We start from the raw sequence: 22,308 nt of genomic DNA on the forward strand, positions 1-22,308 counted from the left end.
GCCGCAAGCGGCAGCGAACTAAGTAAACAAAATTGCAGGCGAAAAAAATGACCGGACGAGCCGGTCATTTCCCTTACACACCTACACTACACACACAAACATTTTAGCACGTACTTGATCAAGCTGCAGACTTTGCTGTCGTTGTGACTGTTGCAACCATACCAAATTCTGCTAATAATTTCGCTTCTTTCTCTTTTGCCAACTTGAAATGACGCTCTTTGACATGACCGTAACCGCGAATATCCTCTGGAATGCTCGCAATCGCGACCGCTTTTGATATATTGTCAGCATTCAATTGCGGTAATAATTTGCCAATTAATTGCTTGTACTCGATAGGCAAAGCACGCTCCATGCGACGCTCTTCAGTGTAGCCGAACACGTCTAAGGCGGTACCACGCAAAGATTTCAAGCCTGCCAATACGCCGAAGGCTTTCATCATCCATGGGCCGAATTGTTGCTTAATCAACTCACCTTTATCATTGCGCTTTGCCAACAATGGTGGAGCGAGGTGGAAATTGATCGCGTAATCACCTTCAAACATATCAGCAATTTTTTGCTTAAATTTGCCATCGGTGTACAGGCGTGCGACTTCGTATTCGTCTTTGTACGCCATCAGTTTAAACAAATACTTCGCCACTGCTTCGGTCAAACGTAAACCTTTGCCATCGACCAGTTCGCTTTCTGCCGCTTTTACTTGATTCACAAAATCGCTATAGATTTGCGCATACGCTGCATTTTGATAGTCGGTCAAGAAAGCCACGCGTTTCGCAATCGTATCGTCCAGGGTTGGTGCACGCTTGAGCTCGATGACTTGTGCTGGCGTGGTTAAGCGCTGTACCGCCGCCAAATCATTCGCAGCAATCCGCCCCCAGTTGAAGGCTTGTTTATTGAAGTCGATCTGCACGCCATTCAATTCAATCGCCCGCATCAAAGCCGCTTCAGTCAAGGGCACCCAAGCTTTTTGCCAAGAGTAACCGAGCATGAACATATTTGCCGCGATACTATCGCCCATCAAAGCGGTGGCGATCGTCGTCGCATCCACCATATCAACACGATCTTGACCACAAGCTTTACGGATCTCGGCTTCAGCAGAACCTGCTGGGAATTGCCAGTTAGGATTCTTAATAAAGGTCGCAGTCGGGCTGCTGCTGGCATTGATCGCGCCTTGAGTACGGCCTTCGCCCATACGGGATACCGCATCTTTACCCGCAGTCACGATCAAATCGCAACCTATGACCAGATCGGCCATGCCAGTACCAACGCGCGTTGATTGTATGTCTTCAGCTTTATCCGCTAAACGTACATGCGACATCACCGCGCCACCTTTTTGCGCCAAACCTGTCATGTCCAGCACAGAACAAGATTTACCTTGCAAGTGCGCGGCCATCGCCATGATCTGACCAATCGTGATCACACCTGTACCACCAACGCCCGTCACGATCACGCCATACGGCGTTGCGGTGCTTGGTAATACTGGTGCTGGCAAACTGCTGACATCAAATGCACCGCCTGCTTCAACCTTGGTCTTGGCTGGCTTTTTCAACTTGCCGCCTTCTACCGTCACAAAACTTGGGCAGAAACCATTCACGCAGGAATAATCTTTATTGCACGAAGATTGATTGATCTGACGCTTGCGACCAAATTCTGTTTCCAATGGCTCTATCGACAAGCAATTCGATTGCACGCCACAATCACCACAGCCTTCACAGACGGCTTCATTGATCACGGCACGTTTGGCTGGATCAGGGAAACCTGGCTTGCCGTCTTTGCCGATTTTTTTGCGGCGACGACGCTTTTCAGATGCACAGGTCTGATCATAAATCATCGCGGACACGCCTTTGCATTCACGCAATTCGCGTTGTACCGCATCGAGTTCGCTGCGATGACGGATCGTCACGCCCGCTGCCCATGGATAATTCGCTGGATACTTTTCTGGCTCGTCGGTCACCACGATAATCGGTGACACGCCTTCTGCCGCAATTTGGCGAGAAATCATGCCCGGATCGAGTGGACCGTCAAATTCCTGACCACCCGTCATCGCGACCGCATCGTTAAACAAAATCTTGTAAGTAATATTCACGTTACCAGAAACCGCTGCGCGGATCGCCAATAGGCCAGAGTGGTAATAAGTACCGTCACCCAGATTGGAGAAAATATGCTTCTCATTGGTAAACGGTGCCGCCCCAACCCAAGTCACGCCTTCGCCGCCCATGTGGGTGAAGGTCGTGGATTCACGGTCCATCCAAGTCACCATGTAGTGACAGCCGATACCGGCTAAAGCACGGCTACCTTCTGGCACTTTGGTCGATGTATTGTGTGGACAACCTGAGCAGAAATGCGGGATACGATCTTTGTTCGCATCTGGTTTGGATACGGAATTCAGAGCCGCTTCTTTCGCTTCTAAATAAGCGACGCGCTCTTTGACTTGTTGTTCGACTGGATGACCAGCGAAGTAACGGCTGATACGCGATGCAATCGCATGGGCGATCTGTGCTGGACTGAGTTCATACGTCGCTGGCAATAACCATTCGCCGTGACCGCTACCCTGAATATTGGTCCACTCACCGGTATCGTCAAACTTACCAACCACGCGTGGACGTGCTGCTTCTTCCCAGTGATAGAGCTCTTCTTTCAAAGCGTATTCGAGAATTTGACGCTTTTCTTCGACTACCAGAATTTCTTCCAAGCCAGTCGCAAATTCGCGCACGCCGTCGGATTCTAATGGCCAAGTCAAACCAATTTTGTAAAGACGAATGCCGATATCTTTCGCGACTTGTTCATCGATGCCCAAGTCCGCCAAAGCCTGACGTGTATCGAGGTAAGACTTACCCGCAGTGATAATACCGATCTTGGCTTTCGGGCTATCCCAAATAATTTGATTCAGTTTATTCGCACGGGCATACGCTAAAGCTGCATACCATTTGTAATTATTCATGCGCGTTTCTTGCTCCAGAATTGGGTCTGGTGTTCGAATATGCACGCCATCCGCTGGCATCACGAAATCAGTAGGAATCACTGGTTTAACACGATCAGGATCGATATCGACCACGCAGCCAGATTCCACGATATCGGTCACGCATTTCATCGCTACCCACAAACCGGTGTAACGCGACATCGCGATACCGTGCAGGCCGTAGTCCAGATATTCTTGGACTGAAGATGGGTACAGCACAGGAATACCGCAAGCTTTCAGAATGTGTTCACTTTGATGCGCAGCGGTAGAAGATTTCGCCGCATGATCATCACCAGCAATCACCAAAACACCACCGTGTGGCGAAGTACCTGCCAAGTTCGCATGTTTAAATACGTCACCGCAACGATCCACGCCCGGACCTTTGCCATACCAAATACCGAACACGCCATCGTATTTTGCGCCAGGGAATAAATTCACTTGCTGCGTGCCCCAGACCGAAGTCGCGGCTAAGTCTTCATTCACGCCAGGGTGAAATTTGACGTGATATTTGTCTAAATGCTTCTTAGCTTTGGCGGCTGTAGTATCAACCGCACCGAGCGGTGAGCCGCGATAGCCAGTTAAGAAACCAGCCGTATTCAAACCAGCTTTTTCATCGGCTTGACGTTGCAACATGGTCAGACGAATCAAGGCTTGCGTGCCAGTCATAAAGGCGCGACCACGCTCTAAAGTGTACTTGTCGTCGAGAGAGATATTCGTATTGATTGCGGCATCCGCTATAGCGGATTGCTCGTTTTTATTTGGGGAATTCATGCTGCCTCCGGGATTTTTTTGATTTGGCTTGAATATGCCTTCGCCCTGAAACGAAAAATGCGAGCTTGTGGCTGCATCATACGCTCAAAGCCTACTAATTTACGAGGCTCGCACAGTAACATGTGTCCTATTCGCCCCCCATGCACAGTCACCACCAAAAAGACCAGTACAGTATGACTGACAATTAAGTAAAGTGTACTGGTCAATCCATGGATTTCACTCTTTATATTGCTTAGACTAGCACTTCCCAAGCCATGCTTACTGGCTACGATTACAGGCTATAATCCCTGCATGAAACTTAAATTCACCAAAATGCACGGTGCGGGCAATGACTTTATTGTGATTGACGCCATCAATCAATCCATCCATTTTTCTGCCGAACAATGGCGCGCCTTGGCGGATCGCCGCTTTGGCATTGGAGCTGACCAAATTTTAGTGGTCGAAGCGCCACCGACACCCGATCTGGATTTTCGCTATCGCATATTTAATGCCGACGGCGGCGAAGTTGAGCAATGCGGCAACGGTTCACGCGCCTTTGTCCGTTTTGTGGTTGACAAAGGTTTGACTACTAAATCAACGATACGTGTATTGACCATGTCCGGCGTGATCGAACCAAGTATCGCCAGCGATGGCCAGATTACCGTCAATATGGGTGTCCCGAGTTTTGTCCCTGCAGATTCACATTTTGATGCCGAAGGTCTGACGACAGAAGAACAGGCGAATGCGACTTTGTATCTCTTGCCTTTGTCCGACCATGTAGTCGAAATAAGCTGCGTCTCTATGGGCAATCCACATGCTGTACAGATCGTCAAAGATGTTAAGCATCATGCTGTCGCCAGTGAAGGTCCGACAATCGAGCATCATCCTTTATTCGCAAAACGTGTGAACGCAGGCTTTATGCAAGTCGATGATGCTCAGCATATCCAATTGCGTGTTTATGAGCGCGGTGCTGGTGAAACACTGGCCTGTGGCACGGGTGCTTGCGCAGCGGTCGTTTCTGGGATTCAACGCGGCGTGCTGCAAAGCCCGGTTGAAGTACGGATGCGCGGCGGCGATTTGCAAATCGCCTGGGCTGGCGCAGGACAACCGGTCTATTTGAGTGGACCTGCCGTTGCCGTCTTTGAAGGTGAAATCGAGATCGCTGATTAAAATCGGGCGTCACGCAACACCATCCAACCATTAGATAACTAAGTTAGATCACCGAGTTCAATGATTATGAATAGCAATGACATCGCAGAATTTTTGAGTCAACATCCGCATTTCTTTGAAGAACATGCGGAACTATTGGCGCAAATAAAACTGACTAGCCCTGTCATGGGACGTACCATTTCTTTGCAAGAGCGACAAATGGAAGTCGTACGTGAAAAATTGAAAGTCATGGAATTACGCCTGTCAGACTTAATGCGTGTCGCGCAGGAAAACGATGTCATCACGGATCGTTTCCAACAATGGACGCGTGAACTTTTGTTAGCGCGCAATGATGTCGATTTGCCGTATATTTTAACGCGCAGCCTGCAAGAAATATTTAACTTGCCGCATGCCACCTTACGTCTTTGGCATGTGGGTGCAGACTTCAAACACACTTGGTTTGCCGCCGAAACAACGGAAGATGTGCAATTGTTCGCAAAAGGATTACGCAATCCATTTTGCGGCGCGAACAACGACTTCGAAGCGGCTGGCTGGATAGAATCTGAACAGGCAATCGCCTCCATCGCGATGTTGCCCTTACGCCTAAGTGCTGACGAAACCTGCTTTGGACTCTTAGTCTTAGGCTCACCCGATCCGGCACGATTCACCAAAGAAATGGCCACCGATTTTTTGACAAAAATCGCCGACACCTCAAGCGCCGCTTTGATGTGTATGATTGATCTCTAAACTTATAGAATCTCTCCTATGACTACCACCACGCAGAACGATTGGATACAACAGTATCTCAACGTTTTGCGGCAGCAGCGTCAATTATCTGAACACACCGTCAGTGCTTACGCACTCGATTTGGCAGAACTGCTAAGCTACGCGCAACACAAAGAATTGGCGAGTCTGACGTATTTTGATATCCGCCGCCTGACTTCACAACTGCATGCCCAAGAACTCAATCCGCGTAGTATCGCTCGCAAATTATCGAGCTGGCGCGGTTTTTATCGCTGGCTGGCAGAGCAAATATCTATGCCCGCCAACCCAGTTGAAGGTATCAAGGCGCCGAAGAAGGCCAAATCACTACCGAAAGCCCTGGGTGCCGACGATGCAGTACAGTTAGTCGCGCATCACGGCAGCGATGAAGCTTCACCTTTAGCCAATCGTGCGATGTTTGAACTCTTGTATTCCAGTGGCTTGCGGGTATCTGAATTAGTCGGCCTGGATGTGCGAGATTGCAGCGATGCCAGCTATCAAAGTTTGGGTTGGGTCGATTTCGCCCAAGCTGAGGTGCGTGTTACAGGCAAGGGCAATAAACAAAGAATCGTCCCGGTCGGCAAACCCGCGTTAGCGGCATTGCAAGATTGGCTAGCGATACGCCCCACGCTGGTGAAAACCGCTGAGCACGCCTTGTTTCTGAATGAACGTGGGAATCGCATGTCGGTGCGCTCTGTGCAACTACGGCTGAAGGCACATGCGCAAACTATCGGTATTCCGGCGGATGTTCATCCGCATGTATTACGTCATTCATTCGCCTCACATGTATTGCAATCTTCCGGCGATTTGCGCGCAGTACAAGAAATGCTAGGTCATCGCTCTATCGCTGCGACGCAGGTTTACACCGCACTGGACTTCCAACATTTGGCACAGGTCTATGACGCCACCCATCCGCGGGCAAAGAAATAATCCGATTCCAAGCGGATGACATTTGTCATACAAAATTGGTGGCAATCTGCTCTAAAAATTCAAGCGAGATGCCGCCATACTCTCTCCATCAACACTGACCAATGGAGACGACCATGCATATCAACACACAATTCAATCGGGTATCAAACGTAATGCGCACTGCGCTTTTTACAACAGGCTTGCTCCTGCTTAGTGCAGTACAAGCACAAACCCAAACACAAGCCCAAACCCAAGCAGCCACCCTAATTCAAAACGTAAGGGTTTTTGACGGCGAAAAAATGCTGACAACACGCCATGTCTTAATCAATCAGGGAAAAATCGTCAATGCTAATTTCAAAGGAAAGATCACAAGCGATATGCAATTAGTCGATGGTACAGGCCGTAGCCTGCTGCCAGGCTTGATCGATGCACATGTACATGCTTTTCAAGATCAAGACCTGCCTTTGCTATTTGGCGTTACCACCCAGATCGATATGTTCAGTCCGGTTGCAGCCATGCAGGATATGCACCAACGTCGCCAAAAGCCTAATAATCCGAACAATGCGAACAGTGCGAACGGTTCCGACGTATTTTCCGCAGGCATACTCGCCACGGCACCAAAAGGGCACGGCACAGAGTATGGTATGGAAATCGAAACACTGACTAAGCCAGAACAAGCACAAGCCTGGGTCGATCGCCGGATAGCCGAAGGCTCGCATTTCATCAAGATCGTGATGGAACAAGGCGGCATCGGCTTTCACTTCAATAGCCTCGATCTCGCCACAGTTCAAGCCTTGATCAAGGCCAGTCATGCACGCCATAAATTGGCGGTTGTCCATATCAGTACTTACGCTGATGCCAAAGCTGCATTAGCTGCGGGCGCAGACGGTTTGGTGCATTTGTTCAACGGCACCGCGATTACACCAGCGCAGATACAAGAATTGGTGCAGCTCGCCAAAACCCATCACGCTTTCGTGATTCCTACTTTTTCGGTCTTAGAAAGTATTGCTGGTATCAAAGCCAAAGACGTATTGGCTGACAACAACATGCTGCAGTTGCTGGGTAAAAATCAACTCATGCCACTCAATACAACTTACGGCATGGAAGTGAAACAAGAATTATTGAACGCACCAAAACAACTTACTGCGGCGCTACATCAAGCCAAGATTGCTGTCTTGGCAGGAACTGATGCTGGTAATCGCGGCACGCAATATGGCATCAGCTTGCATCATGAACTAGCTGCTTTAGTACAAGCTGGCATGTCTCCGAGTGCCGCCTTGCAAGCGGCGACCTCTGCACCTGCACGTGCCTTTCAATTGAAAGATCGCGGTCGTGTTCAAAACGGCTATAAGGCGGATTTGCTATTAGTCGATGGAGATCCCAGTGCGGATATCAGTTCCACTCGTCGCATCGTTGAAATCTGGAAGAATGGCAACATCGTATCCCCGCTACGCACACAAAAAATACAACAAGTCGCAGAAGAAAATTCGCGCAAAAAATCTGCCATTGACTTGCCCGCAGATGGCCGCATCAGCTTGTTTAGCGCCAGCAAATTTGCCAGTCCTTTTGGTTACGGCTGGATGGCATCTACCGATGCACCTATGGGTGGGAAATCCGCCGTGGAATTGAGTGCGGCAGACGCCGATATTGCTGGACAAACGTCCTTGATGATCAAAGCAACGATCAATCCCGGCTTTGCTTTTCCTTGGGCTGGTGTGGTGTTTTTTCCTTCAAGCCAACCTATGCAGCCAGCTGATTTAAGCAATGCCAACACCCTGAAATTTAAGGTGAAAGGTGATGGCAAGTCCTATAATGTAGGCTTCACCATGCAGGGCAGTTATATCCCTTTAAATCAGCGATTTACAGCGGGTGCAGAATGGCAAGAGATCAGCTTATCGTTTAAACAGTTTAAAGGATTAGATGCCAGCATCGTCACCATGCTTAGCTTCAATGCCGGACCCGATGCAGGCACTTACCAATTGCAAATTGCCGACGTACGTTTGCTCAAAGAATAGCGCATCGTATTTTGCATACTCATCGCGACTTTCGTAAGGATACTCAGATGTCACAGACAAACCAAGCAGGCCAAACCGAACCAGTGGGTTTTCTGGGAAAACTGCAAGGCCTATGGAGCAAACCATGGATACCAAGTCGCTATGGTAAGGCACCTTTTTTCTGGATGCTGTCGTTTGTGATTTTTGGCTGGAAGTATATCTACGAAGCACCAAGTACCTTCGAGTTGCTGATGATCATCGTGAGTATCAGCATCTTCCTGCCGATTTACATTTATAGTTTTTGGATCAGCGGCTGGCGTGCAGCACTTTGCATCATCGTCATTTTGAGCCTGGGCTTGGGTTGGGCGAATTATAATTTTGGTGGGTCTAGTTTCGTGATTTTTGCGGCGACCATGTGTTCGCGATTTCAGCAAAAACGTGATTCCTATCTGGGGCTATTTTTGGTATTGGCAGGAGCCGCGTTGGCCAGCTACGTGCTTAAATTTCCAACGTATTTTTGGATACCTGCCGTCATCTTTAGTATCCCCAGTGCGATGGGCGCGATCATCGGTGAGCGACTCGGTCGTGCGAACGAAAAACTCTTCAGAAAACAAGAAGAAATCGAACATCTCGCCGCACTCGCCGAGCGTGAGCGCATCGCCCGTGATCTGCATGATTTACTCGGTCATACTTTATCCGTCATCACGCTCAAAGCCGAGTTGGCGAAGAAACTGTTCGACAAAGATAATGCGGCCTGCAAAAAAGAAATTATCGACATCGAACAAACCGCACGCCAAGCTTTGGCAGAAGTACGTTCAGCCGTCTTAGGTTATCGCGATACCGGTTTAGCCCATGAATTACGCGGTGCGAAAAATACTTTAGATTCCGCCCAAGTCCAGTTAGAAAGCGAAGTCGATGTGGTGCAACTACCCGCTGCGATTGAAAATATTATTGCCTTGGCTTTACGTGAAGCCGTAACCAACATCATTCGCCATTCAAATGCCAGCGTGTGTCATTTATCGCTGAAGTTGCTAGAGCAGAACATACATTTTCATATTTCAGACAATGGCTTTAAAGATACACAAAAGACGCCCGAAATCGAAAAAGGCAATGGCTTGACGGGCATGAGTGAACGCGTGCGTGCCATGGGTGGGAAAATGCTTATTTCGGTCAATCAAGGTGTTGCGATTGATATCCATATTCCTCTACACGGTGCGCATTGAGAAACATTGGAAGGCATTAAGAAAGTTTGATGATGATAAAAATTATTTTGGCAGAAGATCAAGCACTGGTATCCGGCGCTCTGGCGGCACTCTTAAAATTGGAAGGCGATATTGAGATATTGGCATTGGCAAAAAATGGCAAAGAAGCCCTCACGCTTTGTCAAACCTTACAACCCGATGTGTTGATTACCGATATAGAAATGCCCATCATGACAGGCTTGGAATTAGCGGCCGAAATCGCGGAGCAAAAACTCGCCATCAAAGTCATCGTGCTCACCACTTTTGCCCGCTCAGGTTATCTACGCCGCGCGATGAGCAGCGGTGTACGTGGTTACATGTTGAAAGACTCGCCAGCAGAAGATCTGGCAAAAGCGATACGCAACGTACAAGCGGGTGGAAGAGCGATCGCACCAGAGTTAGCGATGGAGAGTTGGAGTGGTCAACAAGATCCGCTGAGTGAACGTGAACGCCAAGTATTGCGTCTGGCAGGGACAGGCTCGACCAGTACCGAAATTGCCAAAGTAATGCATCTCTCCGAAGGCACGGTGCGCAATTACTTATCGGAAGCCATCAGCAAATTGAATGCCAAGAATCGGGTAGAAGCATTTCGCTTGGCGCGTGATGAGGGTTGGTTGTAAATTGTCATCGCAGATTTGTCGATTTCAGTTTTCTGACAAACATAAAAAAACGCCGCAAATTTGCGGCGTTTTTCATTGCTGGAAATTAATTTCCGGCTTATTTCTTTTCAGACAAACCCAATACGCTATAACGACGGGCAAAAGCAAAGTAAGTTACCAAGCCCAATACTGCCCAAATACAGAAGTACTTAATAGTTGGATCCCAACCGAGGCTTACGAACAACAATGCACAACCACCCAATGCCAAAGGACCTACAACCCAGATCATTGGTGCACGGAATGGACGTGGACGATTTGGCTGAGTAACGCGCAAAATCATCACACCCAAAGCGACGACGAAGAAAGCGAACAAAGTACCGGAGTTAGAAATATCGGCCAATACACTGACTGGGAACACCGCAGAGAAAATCGCAACAAATACACCAGTCACAATAGTCACTACATGTGGTGTATGGAAGCGCTCATGCACAGCAGTAAATGCTTTTGGCATCAAACCATCACGTGCCATTGTGAACAAAATACGTGTTTGACCGTAGATCATCATCAAGATAACAGATGGCAAAGCCAAAATCGCAGCGATACCTACCAAATCACCTACGCGTGGGTAACCGAGTTCACGCAAAATGAAAGCTAAAGGCTCTTTAGATTGAGACAAAGCACCACCTGGTTGCGCACCAACAGCGCCAACTGCAGCATAAGCTACCAGCAGGTAGAACACAGTACAAATACCGAGTGAACCGATCAAACCGATAGGCAAGTTAACATTTGGATTTCTTGTTTCTTCTGCCGCAGTAGAAACTGCATCAAAACCAACATAAGCAAAGAAGATAGAAGCCGATGCCCCCAACACACCAACACCAGATAACGGTGTGCCCCAACCATTTGGCAGCATTGGTTCAAAGTTCATGCCTTTAACTGCTGGGAAAGCCAAGATCACAAAAGTGGTCAATGCAACGATTTTGATGATAACCAAAACGGAAGTCACTTTCGCGCTCTTAGAAGTACCGATCACTAATAACCAAGTCACCAACAGAGAGATCAAAAATGCGATCAGATTAAATGCACCATGGGCAGTCGTGCCGTCAGGTAAAGTGATCGTGTCTGCAGGACCTGCTGTCAATGCCAAAGGTAAGCCAGCGCCGATAGAGTGCAAGAAACCATTAGCATAGCCAGACCAACCTACTGCTACCGCACCCGCAGCGATCGCGTATTCGAGGATCAAGGCCCAACCTACTGTCCAGGCGATCAACTCACCTAACACAGCATAAGAATAGGTATAGGCGGAACCTGCAACTGGCACCATCGCAGCGATTTCAGCATAAATCAATGCCGTCAACGCGCACACAAAACCAGCGATGATGAAGCTATACATCATGCCTGGTCCTGCTTTATTCGCAGCAACCGAAGTCAAAACGAAAATACCCGTACCGATGATGGCACCAACACCCAGCATCATCAGGTCAAACCAGCCTAATTGGCGTTTGAGACCTTTCTTTTCCGCGGATTCCAGAATCTGGTCCAGCGATTTTACACGATCAAAAAACATAGTGTTTCCTTAAGGCAAATACGATAATTTAATTTCTTATTCCCTCTCAAACCGCTTTCATTCTCGTTGTGACGAGCGTTGTCCGCAGGCGAAAAGGATCTGTTTTGTCAAACCTGCGTAACATAAGCGATTTATAGCTAAACAGTAAAGAGCAAATACGCGAAAAAATGCCGAATCCGCACGTTTCCGACAAAATTTCTGCACTGCATAGCAACAATCTGACTTATTGTGGTAGCTGCGCAAATATTATTGGCAGCACTTGATTTGACGCAGGCTTTCGATCAAAAGCGGCATGTTTAGTTCCCAAAGAAAATTATATTTTCCACAAGGAAACTTAAACTAGGGTATTCACTAGCTTGTCTTCAAACATGATCGAAATATTCAAAGCCCTGTTTGCGATTGATCTGTATTGTTTTTACCGCAGGCTCTGACAATTCGCCCTTTGGTCGGCTTCGATAGTTTTGTTACTTTGCCAGCAGGCAATATGGTGTATATTCGGCCGATTGCGCCAGCCGCTACAGTATTCATTTCTACGTGCATCTCATTCATTTCATACCATCGTCATCAACGTAACTATCGTAATCATGTCTTCTCGCATTCACTTTTTTGATTGGACGCATCATGCGAAATAATTTGCCCCAAATCCCCTATCAAATTTGCCAACGCAGCATCGCCCTATGTTTTGGTAGCTTATTTAGTATCGTGATTTGCCTCGGTCTGGGACTGACGCAAACCGCCAGTGCTGCTGAAAAAACCATCAAGGCCGCAAAAGCTCCAAGCAAAGTCACAGGATTGCTGTATGAACTCAGTTTGCCACCAACTCCGGGATTAACATCTGTCCGAGATAGTAAGCAGAAAAAGACGGTCGCCTATCTCTATGGCACCATCCATATCGCGAAAAAAGACTTTTATCCCTTAGCCAAAGCGGTCAAACAATCTTATGCGAGCGCTGATACCCTAGTAGTCGAAACCGATATCACAGATGAAACCGCGAATCGTTCTATTATTGGCAAACTCAGCTATATCGCACCCGACCGCTTGGAACATCACCTGGGCCCTGGCACTTGGAATACTTTACGAGAAATGACGGGTCAGTCATTGGAACAATTTCAATTCTACAAACCAATTTTAGTCGCGATGGGGTTGACCGTCAGTGCGGGTATGCAACTCGGCTTCGATCCAGAACAAGGATTAGACCTACATTTCATTAAGGCAGCCCAGAAAGATAAAAAGAAGCTCATCGAACTAGATGGGATTGAAGTACAAGCCGATGTCTTAAATAGTTTAAGCAATGAAGAAGGTGATGCAATACTCATCAATACTTTGAATTCATTCAAAAATGGCGAAATTCGCAAAGAGTTTGAACGTATGAGTGAGGCCTGGCGTGCTGGCGATGCTGACAAACTGGCACAGATCTTTGTTGAGGCAGCAAACAAAGACATAGGCTCGAAAAAAATCACACAAAAACTCATCGATGAAAGGAATCCCGACACAGCAAAGAAGATTATTGAATTGATGTCGAGTGGTAAAAAATTATTCATCGCAATCGGCGCCGGGCATATGGCTGGTGAAAATAATCTGATCAAGCTACTGCAACAACAAGGACTGCAAGTGCAACAAATACGCTAATGACAGACTACGAAAATACTAAACTGGAAGTCGATCATCCATGGATCGCTTTTGAATCTATGGCCGAATTAGAAGCATGGATGGAATTGAACAATCAGGAATTACAAAAACTGATAGGTAATCGCGCCACACAAGGTCAGGGAATTTGTTTCAATTTGTTACTAGGTGGCGAAATCTACTTTCATACTAATGCGGATGGCGATATTCTGTTAGATGTGACTCCTGAGGCACAATGGGTGACGCCACTCATTTCCGCATGTACTCAGGTCGAGGCTCCACGTGGACAAATCTGGCACTTACCGCAACATGTACTGATCGCCATCATTATGGGATTAAACCCTCTGGTCGCGAGTAGCCGCTTAGTGACGCAACACGCATTCAGGATACAAAAGTTTTAGAACCGAATCTTGCTTTGAAATTTGCCTATGAGGTGCACCATGCGATTCCCGACACTGTTACAGTTTCCCCGACTATTTCTGTGTTTGCTCAGCGTGTCTATCATAGGCTGCGGTGGCAATCCTGAGTTTGCCACTAAGGACACGCCGAAAGCAATGTCTGCGACGCCAGCTGCCGCACCAGCGACGGTAGCCACTTTCGCTGGAATCAGAAACGCGTATAAAATCAGCAAAACCAGTACAGGTTTTAGCGTCAAAGAACTCAGTGGTGCGGGTACGACCGTCAATCTCAGCGGCCAAACCAGTGCTAAGTTTGCAGACGTCACCGTTAATTTATTGGTTGGCGACAAATCCAAAACCATACCAGCAGCGAGCCTTAAAACACTGATCGAACTTTACATCGCCTTTTTTAATCGCGTGCCCGACGCCGATGGTATGAGTTACTGGATAGATCAAATCAAAGCAGGCGTCAACGTCGATCAATTATCGGCCAGCTTCTATGATGCTGCGGTTCAATTCACGGCATTGACTGGCTACTCGGCGACCATGAGTAATGAACAATTCGTGCGCATCATTTATCAAAACGTTTTAGGTCGTAGCGGAGCTACCGCGCCACCCGATGCCGATGTCGCCTATTGGGCAGGTGAGCTGGCAAGTGGCAAACCCAAAGGATTTCTGGTCGCTACCATGCTGAACTCAGCGCATACTTTTGCGAATGACCCGGAATGGGGTTGGGTGCCACAATTACTCGATAACAAAGTGACGGTTGGTACTTTTTTTGCGATTCAACAAGGCTTGAACTACAACACCTCGGAAGAATCTATCAGCAAGGGCATGGATATCGCCAAAGCTGTCACGTCAACTGATATCTCGCTGGCGAAAACAAAGATCGGGATGACCGATGTGCTATTTGATTTGACTGCGGCGATCAGCAATTCTGAATTTGAAAAAGTACAGAGCATTATCAATGCACATTGCCTGACATGCCATTCGACTCAAAGAACTGAGGGCGGCATCGCCCTCCACACTGCGGACTTGATCCGACGCAATGCCGACGCTCTATATATCATGACCGTCGTTACCCGGGCGATGCCACAAGATGGTGTATTAAGTGCCGACGAAATTGCGACGATTAGCGCCTGGTATTTAGCTGGGGCGAAATGATGACTGCGTTTGGTGGTTTTAACCGACGACACATTCGACTATCGTGGTGGCAAATTGGGCTGAGCCTAATCTTGGCTTTTCCGCTGATTTCCCTCGCCCAAGAAACCTTAAAAATAGAACCGGTGTCAGCACCAGCATTTGAACTAACTGCCGAAAACAATAGCAAACACCAGCTCAAACACTATTTGGGCAAATTGGTGTATATCGATTTTTGGGCTTCATGGTGTGCGCCTTGTTTGCAGTCCTTTCCATTTATGAACAGCATGCAGCAGAAGTATCAAGCGGCTGGTTTACAAATTGTCGCTATTAATTTGGACAAAAAAATGGACGATGCGCAGATTTTTCTGAAGAAAAATCCTGCACAGTTTTTGGTACTGTTTGACCCTGAAGGAAAAACACCACTGCAATACGCCGTTAAGGGAATGCCAAGTAGTTATCTGCTAGATCGCAGCGGCAAAATCATCTTTACCCACAAAGGATTTAAGGCTGCAGATCAAGCGCTATTGGAAGCCAAAATAAGAACCGAATTGGGACTAAAGAACTAAGGGACTCCACATGAAAAGACCACACACGATAGGGCGCTCCTTGATGATCGCTGGTTTATTACCTCTCATTCTTATCTGCAGTGGCTGTAGCCACTTCAGTTCGGTCGCAGCTTGGGAGAAAGGCTATCTGGCCAAAGCTGAGATGCGTTTCGATCAAGATAAACTCGCGATGAAAAATGCCGATCACATTTACACCAGTAAAGAAGCGGCATCGGGCAGCGGTAGTGTGGGCGGTGGTGGTTGCGGTTGCAATTAAATTCCGCAGCATTATTACTGCCAATCTTATGACCACTCCTATCGCCACAAGATTGACCATCGAGCAGCATGCCTCACAGACAGCAACTATTTAGTGACGAATTTTTAGTAGATTGAACTCATGAGCGACAACATCAAAGCAAGTCCAAGCATTTTGCTAGCCGCCCTGAGTCTCAGCGGCGTCTTACCTGCCGTCACAAGTACTGCGCATGCGGAAGATGCCCCCGACAAGGCGGAAGTCAGCGTGAAATATTTGCGCTATCGGGATCAACAACCTGGGCTTGATCGTCTGACCGTCAATTCACCATCGCTGTCGCTGAGTGTACCGCTAGCTGGATTGTGGAGTCTCGATGCTGGCCTGATCGCGGATCAAGTTTCCGGTGCGTCGCCGCGCTATCACACTGCGGTGTCGAGCGCGTCAAAAATGAGCGACTCACGCCGTGCTGCCGATTTAAAACTACATCGCTATTTTGAACGCGTCAAACTATCGGCTGGAATCGCCTATTCGACCGAGCATGATTACGATTCGACCGCGCTATCGTTGAATGCCAGCATCGCATCGGAAGATAACAATACCACCTGGAATCTGGGCGTCGGCAATGCCAGCGACAAGATCACGGCCACTGGTCGCGTTTTGAAAGAAGAGAAAAACGGCCATGATTTTCTCATCGGCGTCAGTCAGGTTTTGTCACCGGTCGATATCGCACAATTGACTTTTACGCATACGAATGCGCATGGCTATTTTTCGGATGCGTATAAATCGCTTGATATCCGCCCACGTGAGCGCCAGCAATCCGCCATGCTGCTCAAGTATCATCATTACTTTACACAGGTCGATGGCACTTTACGACTGAATTATCGTCACTACCACGATAGTTTTGGCATACGTTCGCACACTATCAATCTGGAATATGCGCAAAGTTTAGGTGATGAATGGACGATCACGCCCATGCTCCGTCTATATTCACAAAGCGCGGCAGATTTTTATTTTGATCCGGTTTATACGTTTTTATTTATCCCAGTCGGCTATAAAATTGGCGGCACACAATTTGTCAGCGAAGATCAGCGCATGTCAGCATTTGGTGGTCGCAGCTTTGGTCTCAAATTAAGTAAGCAAGTTGATCAGCATTGGCAAGTCGATGCCAGTCTGGAGCGATATCGCCAACGCAGTGATTGGACGTTTTTTGAGAATCACCGTCCAGCCTTGGCGTCACTAAATGCCAGCATGTTACAAATAGGTTTGCGCTATCGGTACTAAAATCATTACCCCGATCGTCGTGTAAATCTGAATATTGAGCCTCTTCGTGCAACTATTTTCATTCTCATTTCAGGCAATGGGCAGCCGTTGCGAGTGCCGTTTGACGGCGACCACGGAGTCGCAAGCCTTCATTTTTGCGCAGATGGTGATGAATGAGGTCGGTCGGATTGAACACAAATATTCACGCTACCGCAACGACAGTATTCTCAGTCAGATCAATCAGCAGGCCGGGCTCAAAGCCGTCAACATTGATCAAGAAACTAGCGAATTACTCGATTACGCCGATGTCTTATTTCGTAGCAGCGACGGCCTGTTTGATATCAGCTCCGGCATCCTGCGACGCGCCTGGAATTTTAGTAATCCAGTGCTGCCCGCGCCATCTCTGATTGAATCCTTACTCGACAAAGTTGGTTGGAACAAAATTGAGCGCGATCGCCAACACATCTACTTACCAATACCGGAGATGGAAATCGATTTTGGTGGATTTGGTAAAGAATATGCAGCAGATCGCGTCGCTGCGCTATTGTTAAATGCTGGCGTAAGGCACGGCTTAATCGACTTGGGTGGGGATCTGCGCATATTGGGGCCGCAGACAAATGGCGATGCCTGGCAGATAGGCATACAAAACCCGCGTGATACCGAACAGCTGATCGCCACCATCCCTATACATAGCGGTGCTTTGGCGACCAGCGGTGACTACGAACGTTTTTTTGACATCGATGGACAACGCTATTGCCATATTCTCGATCCACGAACTGGTTATCCAGTCAGACATTGGCAATCGGTGAGTGTGTTAGCGCCCTTAAGTATTGCAGCAGGTAGCTATTCTACCATCGCGATGTTGAAACAAGACGCAGCTCAAGCATGGTTGGCTGAGAGCGGCTTAGCTTACTTATTGGTAGATGCGCTCGGTCAAATTCAGCAACACAATTCGCAAACATCCGTCGCATAAGTGGGCAACACACGCCAATTAATAGCTTATGCGTCAAAAATGAAATAAATACAGGCCTTAAGTTTCTTGATATCGTTGAACGACCAGAAGTACAAATGGCAATAGTGGCAAATACAATCGCATCTCACCAATGATTGCGACTGTGCATAAAGCAATCAAATAAAGTACAAAAATACCGAAAATATGTTTTCCGGCAGGGCATTTCTGCCATACCCACTTCATAAAACGAATTGACTGCTCTAAGTACAGTAGAAATAGAGCGCTCAAAAAAATTACTGTTGGCGTTTTTATTAATGATAGTAATTTCACGTTCTCGCTTATCATTACTACGGCAACATAATAAGTGGCGTCTGGAAAAATGACATACTTTAGAACAGCTTGTATCAAAATCGGAATGGCAAGAATAAGCATCCACATACCATGTCTGAAGAAATTTCTATGAAACAAAAAGCTAAAAAGAACGGCGAACAAGGCCACGTCCGCACGTGCAAAACTCATACAAACAACGCTTATAACAAACAATGACTTCTTACCTAAATTTAAAAAATGTACGATCAAAATCGACAGTAGAAGAATAAAAGCACTGTCACCACGAGGTCCATTAAACATCAATACTGGGTAAAGTAACGCGAGTATCAGTGCTAGAAGAATTCGATATTTTTGATTAATTTTTAAATAGACGACTTCTAAAATTAAATAGATAGACGCGGTCAAACTAAGCGCTGTAAATAGCATCACTGCAAGATACAAATTGAGGACGCGAAACAATAGACCAATCAAATGATTTTGCAAAAGTCGATATTGGTCAGGCGCCGGCCCTTGACCATTGAGTATTTGAATGAAAGACGGTTCATGCATCTTTAAAGTTTCTGGAGGCAAATGTATATGCATGAACAACCAGGCACCGAGATAGCCTAACAGCAGAGAAGCTAGTAAGTTAATAAACTTTGACGATAGCAAGGTTTTTTCCATATTAAGAAATTTTAAACTTTTAGGTTACTAACGAATTAATTTCAAATTGTTGAAAATCTAAATTTCGTTGAATTTGGGTTAACAACATTAACTTCAGAACTTTATCTTATAGAGGATTTTTATGCTGAGAAAATTTTTACCAATACTTTTTACCGTACTTATTTCGTCAAATGTGTTTGCAACAGCCACAATGCCTCCTGTTGCTGCCGCATATCCAGCACCAAGCACGCAGCAAATGTATGTAGCACGTGCATATTTCATGCTATTTGGTAGGATTCCGGATACAAGTGGACTAAATTATTGGGTATCGCGGGTCGCGGCAAATAATGGTACTACGTTCATTGATACAGTAAATGTAATAAGCCGGGAAGCTGCTGGTGCAAGGTTAGCGCCGATAGTAGGGTATGTTGATAGTACTGGCACTGTAACAGACCCTAATATAGGAACATGTTCAACAAGCACACCAGGCCCTTGGGATGAACTTGTTGAATATGTTTATGCCAATGCGCTTGGACGAGCAGCCGAGGATGAGAATTTGGCTAGTTCAACTGAAGGTATTCGTTACTGGCAATGTCAAGCAAGATTCGGCGCATACGGAAAGAACACAGGCCAAATGCTGGATGCAATTAGTAATTCAGCAGCATCAGACCCTATTTATAGCAACCGACTTGTGTTTCTTGAAGCAGCTGTGCGATTACAGTTAGGTAGAGGCAGATCACTCAATTATCACGACTCCAATACCATATTGGTGCGTGTTCGGGGAACAAACAATTCGTTCAATGACGCGTTTGATGTATTAAATCAATTAACAAATGGTATGCCCGTTAGTGCCAATGTACATTGGGAAATTCCAACAAGTGGAGCATATACCCGATCAAACATCTCCACCAATTCAAGCCCATTGCCTCGTCTTGAAAAATCTATTGATGACGGTCTCACTTCAATTTCAGGCGGCTCTGTTCACAAGTATTTGGTCTGGTACAACCGCAGTGGTCGCATGATGCTTGCACACGCATTTTTGCCACAAAATTATCAACTCTCAGGTGTTTACTATCCTACAATCGTAAGTGTCTTTGGCGGAGCTTGGAGAGGGGGACTGATTGAAAAACTTCAGCGATTTAACACTTCGTTTATCAGAACCACTCCATTAGCAGGTGGAACTGCAGGAAACAACTTCATAGTATTGGCACCTAGTTATCGTTTAACATCAAACCTGTATTATTCATCTACCGATTCTGCAAAAAATAACATGCCACAAGAGGATATTGATGACTTTATAAGCTTGGTTAAAAGACCAGAAACTATGACTATGCTCGGTGTGGACACTTCAAAAGTAAGTTTATTCGGGCACTCTTCGGGGGGGCACATTCTAAATTTGCTCGGCAGCACAAAAAATATGGGAAGAATAGCGACATTAGCACCAGTTAGCAATTTGGCGATTACAAATAATACCAATACAAGTGCATTAATTCCGTATATTAATTACTATACCGACGCTCAACAATATGGTACTTGGGGTGGTACGACTTCACCAATAAATGCATGGTTATTAAATAAGCCATTAACATCCTTTTTTATTCAGCATGGCACTGATCAATTGGTCTATCAAGCACAATCAAAGGCGTTTAGAGATCAAGCCATTAGTAATAACAGTAATAATGTTCAAGCATGCAACTCTAATTCAGGTCACATTTTCTTTGAGTCTTATAGCGACCCAAATGTTAATAACGCAATTTATAAAACCACGGCCTTCCGGGCGTTTCAATACTTGAGTGGAATTACCCCTGTTTGCACGTCACTGTAATTAGATTTCGTATTACATTACTCTGTAAATTTTGATATAAGCCTTAAAAAAGGAAAGCTCAACACATCGAGCTTTCCAAATTTCAAATGTAAATCAACTTCTTCAAAGAAAGCTCATTAAATAAAACAAAAGCGAGGAGGTCACAACACCGGTGACAATACCACCGATAATTTCAAAATTACTATGTCCGACTTTTTCACGAAGAACCGTTTGTTTTTGCGTAGTAAGTTGGTTAATTATAGTTGCATGCTTTCCGATTTCATTACGCAGACCATGAGCATCGATAATCACGATGATCGCAACACATAAAGACACACAAAAAACCGCAGATGAAACCCCTTCCTGTATTGCAATTATTGTGGCCGTCCCTGAAACAATACAACTATGATTACTTGGGAAGCCGCCATAACCAATCTTGTGAAAAGCCAGTTGCCTAGCTTTAAAACTATTGATCACAAATTTCAGTCCACCACCGACCAACCAGCATATAGGAGGGGTCATCAAGTATAAAAATTTCATTTCGCTCCTAACTTGGCCACAACGCCCACATACAAATCAATATCCAAACACAAATGGTGATAATAAGCGGCACGTCAGAAAGTACAACCTCAGTTGGTGCTTCACCGATTGTTGAATCTTCAATGACAAACCAGTATCTAAAAATACCAAATAAGACAAATGGTATCGTCAACAACAATCGAGGCTTACTCGACATCACAAACATCCCGTAAAAAACTAAAGCACCTGTCGCAGACATTTCAGCATAGCGATTGACTAGGCTAATGGAATAAGACCGCAAAACTTGTCTGCCTGAATCTTTTGCTATATTTTGTTCCAGTTCCTTCTTTCTTTTAATTGAAGCCAGATAAATTGCAAGGCACAAACTGGTAATAAACATCCATCCAGACATCTGCACCGAGAGCGCTACTGCACCTGAAAATACGCGCAAGACAAATCCTATTCCGATAGTGAAAATATCAATGACAGGTTGATGCTTTAAATAATAAGAGTAGGCGATATTGAGTAATAGATAGGAGAAAATGACCAACATCACCGAGCTTGAAAAAAGCCATCCGCTAAGTAATATAAGGTACAAAATCGCAAGAAAAATCAAAGCTTCATTACTTGAAATAAAGCCGGCAGCAATCGGACGGGTTTGGGACTTTTCAGGATGCAATCTATCTACTACTTGATCTTTGATATCATTCACAATGTATGCTGCGGAAGAAGCGACGCAAAACAACAAGAAAGTGATTAGCACGTTACGATTGGCAGTCCAATTTAAAAATGATCCCGTAAACAATAGAGGCGCGAAAACAAAAATATTTTTGACCCATTGCTTTGGGCGTAATAATTTGACGAAAAAATGTAATTTATTTATTTGCATTTAAATAATTATTTGTTATTGAG

At 46.1% G+C, this 22,308-nt stretch carries 19 protein-coding genes; 14 read left to right on the forward strand and 5 right to left on the reverse strand.

Features of this window, described 5'->3' with window-relative positions; all coding sequences use genetic code 11:
• Positions 1–118: 118 nt before the first annotated feature.
• Positions 119–3,724, reverse strand: coding sequence for an indolepyruvate ferredoxin oxidoreductase family protein (locus H8K55_RS06005; RefSeq protein WP_186941163.1), 3,606 nt, complete (start codon positions 3,722–3,724; stop codon positions 119–121).
• A 291-nt stretch (positions 3,725–4,015) separates the two neighbouring features.
• Between H8K55_RS06005 and dapF the strand changes: the two genes are divergently transcribed.
• The 6 genes from dapF to H8K55_RS06035 all read left to right on the forward strand — a co-directional run bounded on the left by dapF (position 4,016) and on the right by H8K55_RS06035 (position 10,378).
• Positions 4,016–4,873, forward strand: a complete 858-nt coding sequence (dapF, locus tag H8K55_RS06010; RefSeq protein WP_186941164.1) for a diaminopimelate epimerase — start codon at positions 4,016–4,018, stop codon at positions 4,871–4,873.
• Positions 4,874–4,939: 66 nt separating this feature from the next.
• Positions 4,940–5,599: a DUF484 family protein gene (locus H8K55_RS06015; protein WP_230408496.1), complete on the forward strand. Its 660-nt coding sequence runs from the start codon at positions 4,940–4,942 to the stop codon at positions 5,597–5,599.
• Positions 5,600–5,617: 18 nt separating this feature from the next.
• Positions 5,618–6,544, forward strand: coding sequence for a tyrosine recombinase XerC (gene xerC / locus H8K55_RS06020; protein WP_186941166.1), 927 nt, complete (start codon positions 5,618–5,620; stop codon positions 6,542–6,544).
• Between the two features lie 113 nt (positions 6,545–6,657).
• Positions 6,658–8,538, forward strand: coding sequence for a CIA30 family protein (locus tag H8K55_RS06025; protein WP_230408497.1), 1,881 nt, complete (start codon positions 6,658–6,660; stop codon positions 8,536–8,538).
• A 47-nt stretch (positions 8,539–8,585) separates the two neighbouring features.
• On the forward strand, positions 8,586–9,740 hold the full coding sequence (locus H8K55_RS06030) for a sensor histidine kinase (protein ID WP_186941167.1): 1,155 nt from the start codon (positions 8,586–8,588) through the stop codon (positions 9,738–9,740).
• Between the two features lie 32 nt (positions 9,741–9,772).
• Positions 9,773–10,378 carry a response regulator transcription factor gene (locus H8K55_RS06035; RefSeq protein ID WP_186941168.1) on the forward strand — a complete coding sequence of 202 codons (606 nt, stop codon included), beginning with the start codon at positions 9,773–9,775 and terminating at the stop codon, positions 10,376–10,378.
• A 97-nt stretch (positions 10,379–10,475) separates the two neighbouring features.
• Here H8K55_RS06035 and H8K55_RS06040 read toward each other — a convergent pair whose 3' ends face one another.
• Complete coding sequence (locus H8K55_RS06040) at positions 10,476–11,924, reverse strand: amino acid permease (RefSeq protein ID WP_186941169.1); 1,449 nt, start codon at positions 11,922–11,924, stop codon at positions 10,476–10,478.
• Positions 11,925–12,545: 621 nt separating this feature from the next.
• Between H8K55_RS06040 and H8K55_RS06045 the strand changes: the two genes are divergently transcribed.
• From H8K55_RS06045 to H8K55_RS06075, 7 genes are all read left to right on the forward strand, one after another.
• Positions 12,546–13,553: a TraB/GumN family protein gene (locus H8K55_RS06045; protein ID WP_186941170.1), complete on the forward strand. Its 1,008-nt coding sequence runs from the start codon at positions 12,546–12,548 to the stop codon at positions 13,551–13,553.
• Positions 13,553–13,951, forward strand: a complete 399-nt coding sequence (locus H8K55_RS06050) for a hypothetical protein (protein WP_186941171.1) — start codon at positions 13,553–13,555, stop codon at positions 13,949–13,951. Before H8K55_RS06045 ends, H8K55_RS06050 begins: the two co-directional genes overlap by 1 nt.
• Positions 13,952–13,990: 39 nt before the next feature.
• Positions 13,991–15,112: a DUF4214 domain-containing protein gene (locus H8K55_RS06055; protein ID WP_186941172.1), complete on the forward strand. Its 1,122-nt coding sequence runs from the start codon at positions 13,991–13,993 to the stop codon at positions 15,110–15,112.
• Positions 15,109–15,657: a TlpA family protein disulfide reductase gene (locus H8K55_RS06060; protein ID WP_222612378.1), complete on the forward strand. Its 549-nt coding sequence runs from the start codon at positions 15,109–15,111 to the stop codon at positions 15,655–15,657. Before H8K55_RS06055 ends, H8K55_RS06060 begins: the two co-directional genes overlap by 4 nt.
• Before the next feature lie 10 nt (positions 15,658–15,667).
• Positions 15,668–15,913, forward strand: coding sequence for a DUF4266 domain-containing protein (locus H8K55_RS06065; RefSeq protein ID WP_186941173.1), 246 nt, complete (start codon positions 15,668–15,670; stop codon positions 15,911–15,913).
• Positions 15,914–16,033: 120 nt separating this feature from the next.
• Positions 16,034–17,170: a DUF3570 domain-containing protein gene (locus tag H8K55_RS06070; RefSeq protein ID WP_186941174.1), complete on the forward strand. Its 1,137-nt coding sequence runs from the start codon at positions 16,034–16,036 to the stop codon at positions 17,168–17,170.
• 46 nt (positions 17,171–17,216) lie between these two features.
• Positions 17,217–18,122, forward strand: a complete 906-nt coding sequence (locus tag H8K55_RS06075) for an FAD:protein FMN transferase (RefSeq protein ID WP_329605002.1) — start codon at positions 17,217–17,219, stop codon at positions 18,120–18,122.
• A gap of 57 nt (positions 18,123–18,179) precedes the next feature.
• On the opposite strand, the gene H8K55_RS06080 is transcribed toward H8K55_RS06075, so the two are convergent.
• Complete coding sequence (locus H8K55_RS06080) at positions 18,180–19,094, reverse strand: hypothetical protein (protein WP_186941175.1); 915 nt, start codon at positions 19,092–19,094, stop codon at positions 18,180–18,182.
• Positions 19,095–19,215: 121 nt separating this feature from the next.
• Here H8K55_RS06080 and H8K55_RS06085 point away from each other — a divergent pair, with 121 nt between their 5' ends.
• Positions 19,216–20,898, forward strand: a complete 1,683-nt coding sequence (locus H8K55_RS06085) for a prolyl oligopeptidase family serine peptidase (protein ID WP_186941176.1) — start codon at positions 19,216–19,218, stop codon at positions 20,896–20,898.
• A 102-nt stretch (positions 20,899–21,000) separates the two neighbouring features.
• Here H8K55_RS06085 and H8K55_RS06090 read toward each other — a convergent pair whose 3' ends face one another.
• Positions 21,001–21,417 (reverse strand): divergent PAP2 family protein, encoded by a 417-nt coding sequence (locus H8K55_RS06090; RefSeq protein ID WP_186941177.1) that lies wholly within the window; start codon positions 21,415–21,417, stop codon positions 21,001–21,003.
• A 7-nt stretch (positions 21,418–21,424) separates the two neighbouring features.
• Complete coding sequence (locus tag H8K55_RS06095) at positions 21,425–22,285, reverse strand: decaprenyl-phosphate phosphoribosyltransferase (protein ID WP_186941178.1); 861 nt, start codon at positions 22,283–22,285, stop codon at positions 21,425–21,427.
• Positions 22,286–22,308 lie beyond the last annotated feature (23 nt).

The sequence above is a fragment of the Affinundibacterium flavidum genome (assembly GCF_014284175.1).
Classification (GTDB): domain Bacteria; phylum Pseudomonadota; class Gammaproteobacteria; order Burkholderiales; family Burkholderiaceae_D; genus Undibacterium; species Undibacterium flavidum.

What these genes read in the sequence shown, in the direction of transcription:
- H8K55_RS06030 (WP_186941167.1), top strand. Translation starts at nt 8,586, where the DNA reads ATGTCACAGACAAACCAAGCAGGCCAAACCGAACCAGTGGGTTTTCTG.
- H8K55_RS06085 (WP_186941176.1), top strand. Translation starts at nt 19,216, where the DNA reads ATGCTGAGAAAATTTTTACCAATACTTTTTACCGTACTTATTTCGTCA.
- dapF (WP_186941164.1), top strand. Translation starts at nt 4,016, where the DNA reads ATGAAACTTAAATTCACCAAAATGCACGGTGCGGGCAATGACTTTATT.
- H8K55_RS06050 (WP_186941171.1), top strand. Translation starts at nt 13,553, where the DNA reads ATGACAGACTACGAAAATACTAAACTGGAAGTCGATCATCCATGGATC.
- H8K55_RS06055 (WP_186941172.1), top strand. Translation starts at nt 13,991, where the DNA reads ATGCGATTCCCGACACTGTTACAGTTTCCCCGACTATTTCTGTGTTTG.
- H8K55_RS06080 (WP_186941175.1), bottom strand. Translation starts at nt 19,094, where the DNA reads ATGGAAAAAACCTTGCTATCGTCAAAGTTTATTAACTTACTAGCTTCT.
- H8K55_RS06070 (WP_186941174.1), top strand. Translation starts at nt 16,034, where the DNA reads ATGAGCGACAACATCAAAGCAAGTCCAAGCATTTTGCTAGCCGCCCTG.
- H8K55_RS06095 (WP_186941178.1), bottom strand. Translation starts at nt 22,285, where the DNA reads ATGCAAATAAATAAATTACATTTTTTCGTCAAATTATTACGCCCAAAG.
- H8K55_RS06005 (WP_186941163.1), bottom strand. Translation starts at nt 3,724, where the DNA reads ATGAATTCCCCAAATAAAAACGAGCAATCCGCTATAGCGGATGCCGCA.
- H8K55_RS06045 (WP_186941170.1), top strand. Translation starts at nt 12,546, where the DNA reads ATGCGAAATAATTTGCCCCAAATCCCCTATCAAATTTGCCAACGCAGC.
- H8K55_RS06015 (WP_230408496.1), top strand. Translation starts at nt 4,940, where the DNA reads ATGAATAGCAATGACATCGCAGAATTTTTGAGTCAACATCCGCATTTC.
- xerC (WP_186941166.1), top strand. Translation starts at nt 5,618, where the DNA reads ATGACTACCACCACGCAGAACGATTGGATACAACAGTATCTCAACGTT.
- H8K55_RS06035 (WP_186941168.1), top strand. Translation starts at nt 9,773, where the DNA reads ATGATAAAAATTATTTTGGCAGAAGATCAAGCACTGGTATCCGGCGCT.
- H8K55_RS06090 (WP_186941177.1), bottom strand. Translation starts at nt 21,417, where the DNA reads ATGAAATTTTTATACTTGATGACCCCTCCTATATGCTGGTTGGTCGGT.
- H8K55_RS06025 (WP_230408497.1), top strand. Translation starts at nt 6,658, where the DNA reads ATGCATATCAACACACAATTCAATCGGGTATCAAACGTAATGCGCACT.
- H8K55_RS06065 (WP_186941173.1), top strand. Translation starts at nt 15,668, where the DNA reads ATGAAAAGACCACACACGATAGGGCGCTCCTTGATGATCGCTGGTTTA.
- H8K55_RS06060 (WP_222612378.1), top strand. Translation starts at nt 15,109, where the DNA reads ATGATGACTGCGTTTGGTGGTTTTAACCGACGACACATTCGACTATCG.
- H8K55_RS06040 (WP_186941169.1), bottom strand. Translation starts at nt 11,924, where the DNA reads ATGTTTTTTGATCGTGTAAAATCGCTGGACCAGATTCTGGAATCCGCG.